The sequence below is a fragment of the Thioalkalivibrio sp. ALE10 genome (assembly GCF_000381385.1).
Classification (GTDB): Bacteria; Pseudomonadota; Gammaproteobacteria; order Ectothiorhodospirales; family Ectothiorhodospiraceae; genus Thioalkalivibrio.
Map to the genome: position 1 here is coordinate 532,609 of NZ_KB906450.1, position 9,062 is coordinate 541,670.

General features: G+C 67.5%; 10 protein-coding genes (1 of these 10 running past the window's edge). 7 read left to right on the plus strand and 3 right to left on the minus strand.

Annotated elements, in window-relative coordinates:
• The first annotated feature begins 44 nt into the window (after positions 1–44).
• Together F788_RS0102690 and ptsP are read left to right on the plus strand one after the other, a co-directional pair.
• Positions 45–578, plus strand: coding sequence for an RNA pyrophosphohydrolase (locus F788_RS0102690; protein WP_196799382.1), 534 nt, complete (start codon positions 45–47; stop codon positions 576–578).
• A 23-nt stretch (positions 579–601) separates the two neighbouring features.
• On the plus strand, positions 602–2,869 hold the full coding sequence (gene ptsP, locus F788_RS0102695; protein WP_019589175.1) for a phosphoenolpyruvate--protein phosphotransferase: 2,268 nt from the start codon (positions 602–604) through the stop codon (positions 2,867–2,869).
• Positions 2,870–2,887: 18 nt separating this feature from the next.
• Here the strand turns inward: ptsP and F788_RS0102700 are convergent, their stop codons facing one another.
• Both F788_RS0102700 and F788_RS0102705 read right to left on the minus strand, forming a co-directional pair.
• On the minus strand, positions 2,888–3,403 hold the full coding sequence (locus F788_RS0102700; protein ID WP_018870634.1) for a CopD family protein: 516 nt from the start codon (positions 3,401–3,403) through the stop codon (positions 2,888–2,890).
• A gap of 62 nt (positions 3,404–3,465) precedes the next feature.
• The gene (locus F788_RS0102705) at positions 3,466–3,984 is read right to left on the minus strand and encodes a peroxiredoxin (RefSeq protein WP_018870633.1); all 519 of its coding nucleotides are present in this window, start codon (positions 3,982–3,984) and stop codon (positions 3,466–3,468) included.
• Between the two features lie 98 nt (positions 3,985–4,082).
• Between F788_RS0102705 and argC the strand changes: the two genes are divergently transcribed.
• From argC to erpA, 4 genes are all read left to right on the plus strand, one after another.
• The gene (gene argC, locus F788_RS0102710; protein WP_019589176.1) at positions 4,083–5,135 is read left to right on the plus strand and encodes an N-acetyl-gamma-glutamyl-phosphate reductase; all 1,053 of its coding nucleotides are present in this window, start codon (positions 4,083–4,085) and stop codon (positions 5,133–5,135) included.
• Between the two features lie 72 nt (positions 5,136–5,207).
• A complete protein-coding gene (locus F788_RS0102715) occupies positions 5,208–5,882 on the plus strand; it encodes a DUF6776 family protein (protein ID WP_231372011.1) in 675 nt (224 codons plus the stop codon).
• On the plus strand, positions 5,879–6,313 hold the full coding sequence (locus F788_RS0102720) for a polymer-forming cytoskeletal protein (RefSeq protein ID WP_019021390.1): 435 nt from the start codon (positions 5,879–5,881) through the stop codon (positions 6,311–6,313). The genes F788_RS0102715 and F788_RS0102720 overlap by 4 nt, the downstream gene beginning before the upstream one ends.
• 54 nt (positions 6,314–6,367) lie before the next feature.
• Complete coding sequence (gene erpA / locus F788_RS0102725; protein ID WP_018870629.1) at positions 6,368–6,751, plus strand: iron-sulfur cluster insertion protein ErpA; 384 nt, start codon at positions 6,368–6,370, stop codon at positions 6,749–6,751.
• A 65-nt stretch (positions 6,752–6,816) separates the two neighbouring features.
• On the opposite strand, the gene F788_RS0102730 is transcribed toward erpA, so the two are convergent.
• Positions 6,817–7,929 (minus strand): anhydro-N-acetylmuramic acid kinase, encoded by a 1,113-nt coding sequence (locus tag F788_RS0102730; RefSeq protein ID WP_081617425.1) that lies wholly within the window; start codon positions 7,927–7,929, stop codon positions 6,817–6,819.
• Positions 7,930–8,033: 104 nt separating this feature from the next.
• Between F788_RS0102730 and tyrS the strand changes: the two genes are divergently transcribed.
• Positions 8,034–9,062, plus strand: the 5' portion of a protein-coding gene (gene tyrS / locus F788_RS0102735) for a tyrosine--tRNA ligase (RefSeq protein WP_019021388.1). The gene runs 171 nt beyond the window's last position; the window shows 1,029 of its 1,200 coding nt (coding positions 1–1,029); the start codon lies at positions 8,034–8,036; the stop codon falls past the right edge of the window.

Below are 9,062 nucleotides of genomic sequence, written 5' to 3' on the forward strand. Positions count from 1 at the left end.
GTGTGGAACAATGCGGGTAAACGAGAAGCGTCTGGTTGCGGCAAGTGATTGATTGCGATGGATTTCGTCCCAATGTAGGCATCATCCTGTGCAACCGGGAGCGGCAGTTGTTCTGGGGCAAGCGCGCGGGTCAGGACGCCTGGCAGTTTCCGCAGGGCGGCATCCGCACCGACGAGACGCCGGAAGAGGCCCTGTTCCGTGAACTGCGCGAGGAGACCGGGCTGCTGCCGGAGCATGTGGAACTGCTGGGCAGCACCCGACGGTGGCTGCGCTACAGGCTGCCGGAACGCATGATCCGGCGGCATCGCAACCCGGTGTGCGTGGGGCAGAAACAGCGCTGGTTCCTGCTGCGCATGACGGGCGAGGAGAGCAATGTAATGCTGGATGCGATGGATACGCCGGAGTTCGATTCATGGTGCTGGATTGACTACTGGCGGCCGGCGCGCGAAGTGGTGCACTTCAAGCGCAATGTCTACCGCCGGGCGCTGTGCGAACTGGTGCCACTGATGTTCCCCGAGCTGCAGCGCGACGGCGATGCGGCACCGCCATCCTGCAATCCGCCCGCGGTGCCGCGTTGAACGCCCCCGTGAACCCGCCCTCCATGCTGCAGGTCCTGCGCCGCGTGGTGCAGGAGGTCAATGGTGCGGCCGATTTCTTCGAGGCCCTGCACATCATCGTGACCCGGGTGAAGGCGGCGCCGGATATCGATGTCTGCTCGATCTACCTGAAGTCGCCGAGCTCCGGGCGCCTGGTGCTGATGGCCTCGGAGGGCCTGCATGCCGAATCGGTGGGGCAGGTGGAGATGGACCCGTCGGAGGGTCTGGTCGGGCTGGTCGCGTCACGCGCGGAGCCGGTCAACCTCGACAGCGCCCAGGACCATCCGCGGTTTCGCTATTTCCCGGAGACCGGCGAAGAGCGCTTTCTCGCCTTCCTGGGCGTGCCGATCATCCACCAGCGCAGCATGCTGGGGGTGCTGGTGGTGCAGCAGCGCGAGGCCCGCCGGTTCGACGACGAGCACGTGTCCTTCCTCATCACCCTGGCCGCGCAGCTGGCCGGGGCGCTCGCCTATGCCGAATTCAACGACGAGATCTCCAGCGAGACCCCGCTGATCGGTCACCAGAACGTGGAGGCCACGGGGATCCCGGGGTCGCCGGGCGTGGCCATCGGGCATGCCGTGGTGGCCTATCGGCTGGCGGATCTGGATTCCATCCCCGATCGCGAGGGGGCCGGCCCGGAGGCCGAGCTGGAACGCTTCCGCCAGGCGGTCAGCGATACCCGCGAGGAGATCCAGGACCTCAAGCAGCGCATGGGCGAGGCCCTGGGGCCGGACGAGCAGGTGCTGTTCGACGCCTACCTGATGCTGCTGGGCTCGGATTCCCTGGTGCACAAGACGGAGGGCCGGATCTCCGCCGGGCAGTGGGCCCCGGCGGCGCTGCGCGACACCGTGCGCGAGAGCGTGCGGGTGTTCGAGGACATGGAGGACCCCTACCTGCGCGAACGCGCGGCGGATGTGCGTGACCTCGGACGCCGCGTGCTGTCGCATCTGCTGCCGGCGGATCGCAGCCAGGACGAGTTCCCCGACGGCGGGATCCTGGTGGGGGATGACCTGACCGCATCGCATCTGGCCGAGGTGCCGATCGAGCGTCTGGGCGCGATCGTGTCCGCCCAGGGCACCGGCTCCTCGCACATCGCCATCCTGGCGCGGGCGCTGAACGTGCCCGCGGTGATGGGGGTGTCGGATCTGCCGGTGGGGCGGCTGGAGGATCGCGAGATCCTGGTGGACGGCTATCGCGGCCGGCTGTTCGTGAACCCGAATGCCGAGCTGCGCGCGGAGTTCGAACGTCTGGTGCGCGAGGAACGCGAGCTGGCCGAGGACCTGCGCGCGCTGGCCAGGGATCCCGCGGCGACCCGCGACGGCCACCCGGTGCCGGTGCTGGCCAACTCCGGCTTGCTGGCGGACATCAAGCCTTCACTGGAATCGGGTGCCGAGGGCGTCGGGCTGTACCGCACCGAGGTCCCGTTCATGATCCGCGACCGTTTCCCCGGCGAGGAGGAGCAGGTCCGGCTGTACGAGCAGATCGTCGCCTCCTTCGACCCGATGCCGGTGACCCTGCGGACCCTGGACATCGGCGGGGACAAGGCGCTGCCGTACTTCCCGGTGCAGGAAGACAACCCCTTCCTCGGCTGGCGCGGCATCCGTATCTCGCTGGACCACCCGGAGATCTTCCTGACCCAGCTGCGGGCGATGCTGCGGGCGAGCCGCGAGCACGACAACCTGCAGATCCTGTTTCCGATGATCTCGGCGCTGGACGAGCTCAAGGGGGCGATGGCCCTGCTCAACCGGGCACGCGAGGAACTGCTGGACGAGGGCTACCGCATCCCGATGCCGAAGGTCGGGGTGATGGTGGAGGTCCCCGCCGCGGTGTACCTGGCGGAGACCCTCGCGCGGCGGGTGGACTTCCTGTCGGTGGGCACCAATGACCTGGTGCAGTACCTGCTGGCGGTGGACCGCAACAACGCCCGCGTCGCCAACCTCTACGACACCCTGCATCCGGCCTGCATCCGTGCGCTGGAAGCGGTCGCCGAGGGGGCGCACCGGGCCGGCAAGCCGGTCTCGGTGTGCGGCGAGATGGCGGCGGATCCGGCGGCGGTGATCCTGCTGGTGGGGATGGGGATCGACAGCCTGAGCGTGAGCGTCTCGGCGATCCCGCGGGTGAAGTGGGTGATCAGTTCGTTCTCCACCGATCGTGCCGAGGCCCTGCTGGCGCAGTGCCGGTTGCTGGAAAACCCGGAACAGATCCGCTCCCTGCTCAACAATGCGCTGGTGCAGGCCGGGCTGGGCGGGCTGGTGCGCGCCGGCAAGACCTGACCCGCCGACGCGGCTGCGTCAGTTCCGCGCGCGGCGCCAGGCGGCCACCGCGGCCGAGATCACGAACAGCAGCAGGATGGCGCCGATGCCGATCAGGGCATCGGTGATCGAGCGGTTGACGGCCAGGATCACGATGCCCACCAGTGCCGGGACCGGCAGTTCATTGAACCAGCGATACCAGGTGTGGCCGCGGGTGTTGCGGTCCGCGGCGAAATCCGCCACCAGCTTGCCGCACCACAGGTGATAGGCGATCAGCAGGGCGATCAGGGTGAGCTTGAAGTGCATCCAGGGCTGTTCCAGGTGCACCGGCACCAGAGCCAGCATGATGCCGCCGAAGATCACCGTGATGATCCCCCCCGGTGTCATGATCCCGTAGAACAGCTTGCGTTCCATGACCTTGAAGCGCTCGTTGCCGGGCGCGTCCTCGGTCATTGCGTGGTACACGAAAAGCCGCGGCAGATAGAACAGCCCCGCGAACCAGGTGACCATGAAGATCAGATGAAGGCTGAGGAACCAGGAGTAGGCGTCGTGCATGGTGGCGTCCTTGTTGCGCCCGCAGCGGCGTTACGGGCCGGGTGTCCGACGCGGGCGCCGGCTCAGGAGAGCCAGCGCTCCAGGTGGTCGCGGATCTGGTCGAAATCGGGTTCGCCGAGCTTCTGGTAAACGATCCGTCCGCGGGGCGACACCAGGAACGTGGTCGGTGTCAGGCGAACCCCGCCCCAGGTGCTCGCCAGGTCGCCGGCCTCGTCGTGGATGACGGTGTAGGCGATCTCGCGATCCTCGCTCATCGAGCGTACCCGGCTTTCGCGGTCGTGCGCCATGGCGATGGCCACGATATCGAATCCGCGGTCACGGAAATCGGCGTGCAGTTCATTGAGGGTGGGGATTTCGCGGATGCATTCCGGGCAGTCGGTGGCCCAGAAGGAGATCAGGACCGGGCGGCCGTCATAGTCGTCGAGTGACACCGCCTCGCCTTCCAAGTTGGTGGCGGCGAAGCCGGGGGCTTCGCGCACGCCATCGCCGGTGGTGATCCATGCCGCGCCGACCGCGATCAGCACAAGGATGATGAAGACGCCGCCGATCGCGGCCTTGCGGTCCAGTTTGAGCTTGCTCATGTTTCCGGTTCCCGTGACTCGTCAAGGAGGCGTTGTTACTGACCTCGAAATGCGTACCGCGTTCCGCCGCGGGGCGCGAGCCGGTATCATGCCGCAGCATGACTTCCGTAACCAACAACAAGCCCACCCGTGTCGGGGTGGTCGGGGCCACCGGCTACGCCGGCGTCGAACTGTTGCGCATCCTCGCCGGACATCCGGCGGTGGAGCTTCACGCGGTGACCTCGCGCAGCGAGGACGGCACCCTGGTCGCCGATCTGTTCCCCAGTCTGCGCGGGGTGCTGGATGCGGTCTTCCGGGCCCCGGAGCCGGAGCTGCTGGCGGAGTGCGATGTGGTGTTCTTCGCCACGCCGCACGGCGTGGCCCATGCGATGGCCGGCGATCTGCTCGCGCGCGGCGTGCGCGTGATCGACCTGTCGGCGGACTTCCGCATCCGCGATCCCGAGCTGTGGAGCCGGTGGTACGGCCAGCCGCACGGGGCGCCGGAATACCTGGGCGAGGCGGTGTACGGCCTGCCCGAACTGCACCGCGGACGCATCTCCGAGGCGCGTCTGATCGCCGTGCCGGGCTGCTACCCCACCGCGGTGACGCTGGCCCTTCTGCCCTTGCTCGAGAACAACCGGGTGGATGTGTCCGACATCATCGCGGATGCCAAGAGCGGGGTCAGCGGAGCGGGCCGGCAGGCGCGTATCGGCGGGCTGTTCGCCGAGGTGCAGGAGAACTTCCGCGCCTACGCCAGCGGTGGACACCGGCACTGGCCGGAGATCCATCAGACGCTGGCGGAAGTGGCCGGCACGGATGTGGGACTGATCTTCCAGCCGCATCTGGTGCCGATGACGCGCGGGATCCTGGCCACTCTCTATCTGCGTCCGCTGGATGACGGCGACTGGGAGGCGCTGTTCCGGGAACGCTACGCCGGCGAGCCTTTCGTGGATGTCATGCCGTCGGGGTCGCATCCGGAAACCGCGTCGGTGCGGGGGACCAACCAGTGTCGTCTGGCCCTGGCCACGCCGCCGCACAGTGGCCGCCGCATGGTGATTTCGGCCATCGACAACCTGGTCAAGGGTGCGGCAGGGCAGGCCGTGCAGAACATGAATCTGATGCTGAGACGCCCGGAAACGGAGGGGCTGGAACTGGTTCCGGCCTTCCCCTGATCCATGCGATGGCGACGGCGTCCGCGGGTTCCCGCCCCGCGACGGTTGCGGGGGCATCCCCTGCGCCGCGCGGTGGCGCCCGTTCTCGTGCTGATGATGGTGGGTGCGGCGGGCGTATGGTGGTGGTTGAACGCCGGAGTTCCGCAGTCGACGGAGGTGACCCGTGAGCGGGACGCGCGTCTGCTCGAACTGCAAACGGCCTTGCAGGAACTTGCGCAGGAGCGTGACGCGGCCGTGCGCGAGCGGCTGCGCAGCGAGCGGCACCGTGAGGTGGCCGAGGCGGAACTCGCGGCCTGCCGGCGCGATGCCGAAGCCCGCGAAGCCGAACTGCTGGTGCTGCGCGAAGAGCTGGCGTTCTACCAGCGGCTGGCGGACGATGCCGGAGGCGACCGCATCGGGCTGCGCAATATCGCGGTGCACGAGACCGGCATCGAGGGTGAATACGAACTGATTTTCCAGGTGCACCGCGCCGGTCTGCGCGGAGAGGTCCCGGTGAGCTGGGACCTGGAGCTGGAAGGCGAACGCGACGGGGAGCGCGTGAGTCAGGGGACCGACGACCTGGGGCCGGACCTGCAGTCCGGGCGCAGCTTTGATCTGCGATTCCTGCGCACGGTCCGGGTGCGCCTGGTGCTGCCGGAGGGTTTCGGCCCGCAACGGCTGTCCATTAGAGTGGACCCCGAAGAGGACGGGCCGGACCGGATCGAAGAGACAAGAGGATGGGCCGCGGCCCGGAGGGCGAGTGAATGATGGGACGCAAGCGCAGGCAACGGGCCCGCCGGGTCGACACCCTGATCGGCGAGAACACCGCGATCCACGGCGACCTGGAATTCAGCGGCGGGCTGCATCTTGAAGGCCGGATCGTCGGAGACGTGCGGGCTTCGACCGACGGCTCCGCGGTGCTGGTGGTCGACGAGAAGGGGCAGATCGAAGGGCAGGTCGCGGTGCCGCATCTGGTATTGAACGGCAGCGTGCGCGGCGATGTCCATGCCGGAGAGCACGTGGAGCTGGGCGAGAAGGCGCGGCTGGAGGGAAATCTCTATTACAGCGTGCTGCAGATGGCGGAGGGCGCCTCGGTGGACGGACAGCTGCGGCGTCGGGATGCGGACGCCGCGCTGGAAGGCGAGGCACCATTGACCGCCCTGACCGATGACACGCTTACGACGCGTAACGATTCTTGACTCCGGCGGTCAGACTTCATAGCTTGGCAACGAAATGATCACAGGAGACACCGCATGTCCGAAACGATGACGTCCAACGCGCAGGCCGAGACGGATGACATGGACATCCCCAGCCCGCTGGTGTTTACCGATGCCGCCGCAAGCAAGGTGAAGGGGCTGATCGAGGAGGAGAACAACGACAACCTCAAGCTCCGCGTCTTCGTCAGCGGTGGCGGCTGCTCCGGTTTCCAGTACGGCTTCACCTTTGACGAGACCGTCGGCGATGGCGACACCGTGGTCGAGAACGGCGGGGTGACCCTGCTGATCGATCCGATGAGCTTCCAGTACCTGGCCGGCGCCGAGATTGACTACACCGAAGGCCTCGAAGGCGCCCAGTTCGTGATCCGCAACCCGAACGCGACCACCACCTGCGGCTGCGGTTCCAGCTTCTCGGTCTGACCCGGCGGCCAGATCCGCGCACTACAGGCCCGGTCCGGCAACGGACCGGGCCTTTTTCATGCCATTTATCCCCCGGGGATCACGCACCCGAGGATGCGGGGGCCGCGGGCCCCGGTGACCGCCGGCAGGTTTCCGCTCTGATGATGCAGGGTCCGGAACGCCAGCCATGCAAAAGCGGCGCCTTCGACCTGTTCCGCCGGAATGCCGCAGGCATCGGTGAGTTCGATCCGGGTCTGCGGCAGGGCGGCCGCGAGCCGTTCCAGCAGAAAGCCGTTACGCGCGCCCCCTCCGCAGATCAGTACGTCTTCCGGTGCGTTGCCCGGTCGCACGAGTTCCCGGGCGATCGCGTGTGCCGTCAGCTCGGCCAGGGTTGCCTGCACGTCCGCCGGCTTCGCGGTGGACAGCGTTTGCCCGCCTCGAGCCACGAGCCACGCGGGCGAAAAATGTTCGGGCCCGGTGCTCTTGGGCGGCGGACGCTGGAAGTAGGGGTCCGCCAGCAGGGCCTGCAGCAGTTCCGGGTGCACCTGCCCGGTGCGCGCCCATGCCCCGTCCGCGTCATATTGGCAGCCCCGGTGGTGCCGCACCCAGTGATCCAGCAGGGTGTTGCCGGGGCCGCAGTCGTGGCCGCTGACCTCGCCGTCAGGTGGTAGCCGGGTCACGTTGCTGATGCCACCGATGTTCACCACCGCCCGGTCATGACCCGGCTGCGCGAAGCGGGCCGCGTGGAACCCGCAGGCCAGCGGTGCGCCTTCTCCGCCGGCGGCGATGTCCCGCTGACGGAACATCGCCACCGTATCCACGCCGGTTCGCTCGGCGATCCGGAACGGGTCACCGATCTGCCACGAAAACGCCGGTTCTGCATCGGGGGCGTGATGGAGCGTCTGGCCATGGCTGCCGATCCCACGGACATCGCCCGGGGTCAGGCCCTCCGCCCGGAGCAGCTCCGTGGCCGCGCGCGCGAACTGCTCGCCGACCCGCGCATCCAGGGTGCCCGCGGTCACCGCGCTCAGCTCCGACTGCTCCACTGCCTCGGCCAGATCCATCGCGAGACTGGCCGGATACGCGCGGTGGTGATGTGCGATTACCCGCGCGTCGCGGCCATCCCCGATGGCAGTGAGGACCGCGTCGATCCCGTCGCGGCTGGTGCCCGACATCAATCCGATGTAGTACGCCAATATCGTCTCTCCTGGGTCCTTCGCGCCGATGCGGCCGCCGGGGTATCCTTGCGGCTTTTCCGTGCCCGCGCTCGGGCGGGGCAACAATCGTGACACGAGAGGCATCGATGGATATCGAAGAACAGCTCGCCGTCTTCCGCCGCGGCGCCGACGAGATTCTCCGCGAAGACGAGCTGCGCGAAAAGCTGCGCCTCGGCCGGCCCCTGCGGATCAAGGCCGGGTTCGATCCCACCGCGCCGGACCTGCATCTGGGCCACACGGTCCTCATCAACAAGCTGCGTCAGCTCCAGGACCTCGGGCACCACGTGCTCTTCCTGATCGGGGACTTTACCGGCCGTATCGGCGACCCGTCCGGCAAGAATGCCACGCGCCCCCCGCTGTCGGGCGAGGACATCGAGCGCAACGCCGCCACCTACCGCGAGCAGGTGTTCCGGATCCTCGATCCCGAGCGCACCGAAATCGTCTTCAATTCCACCTGGATGGAACCGCTGGGCGCCGCGGGCATGGTCCAGCTGGCCTCGCGCCAGACCGTCGCCCGGATGCTGGAGCGCGATGACTTTCACAAGCGATATCAGGACCACCAGCCGATCGCGATCCATGAATTCCTCTATCCCCTGATCCAGGGATATGACTCGGTCGCCCTGGAAGCCGACGTCGAGCTGGGCGGCACCGACCAGAAGTTCAACCTCCTGGTGGGGCGCGAGTTGCAGAAGCAGGAGGGAGGCGACCCCCAGGTCATCCTGACCATGCCCATCCTCGAAGGCCTGGATGGCGTGCAGAAGATGAGCAAGTCGCTGGACAACTACGTGGCCGTACAGGACACCCCCGAAGACATGTTCGGCAAGCTCATGTCCATCTCCGACGAACTCATGTGGCGGTACTACGAATTGTTGAGTCTGCGGTCCATGGACGAAGTGCGAGGCGAGCGCGAACGGGCCGCGACCGGCGAACGCAACCCGCGCGACATCAAGTTCGACCTCGCGATCGAGCTGGTGGATCGATTCCATGGGAAAGGTGCCGGCGCAAGCGAACGCGACCGTTTCATTCAGCGCTTCCAGCACCAGGCCCTGCCCGAAGACATCCCCGAGCTGCGACTCGACATTCCTGCCGAGGGCCTGCCCCTGGCCAATCTCCTC

What these genes read in the sequence shown, in the direction of transcription:
- ptsP (WP_019589175.1), top strand. Translation starts at nt 602, where the DNA reads ATGCTGCAGGTCCTGCGCCGCGTGGTGCAGGAGGTCAATGGTGCGGCC.
- argC (WP_019589176.1), top strand. Translation starts at nt 4,083, where the DNA reads ATGACTTCCGTAACCAACAACAAGCCCACCCGTGTCGGGGTGGTCGGG.
- F788_RS0102705 (WP_018870633.1), bottom strand. Translation starts at nt 3,984, where the DNA reads ATGAGCAAGCTCAAACTGGACCGCAAGGCCGCGATCGGCGGCGTCTTC.
- erpA (WP_018870629.1), top strand. Translation starts at nt 6,368, where the DNA reads ATGTCCGAAACGATGACGTCCAACGCGCAGGCCGAGACGGATGACATG.
- F788_RS0102700 (WP_018870634.1), bottom strand. Translation starts at nt 3,403, where the DNA reads ATGCACGACGCCTACTCCTGGTTCCTCAGCCTTCATCTGATCTTCATG.
- F788_RS0102720 (WP_019021390.1), top strand. Translation starts at nt 5,879, where the DNA reads ATGATGGGACGCAAGCGCAGGCAACGGGCCCGCCGGGTCGACACCCTG.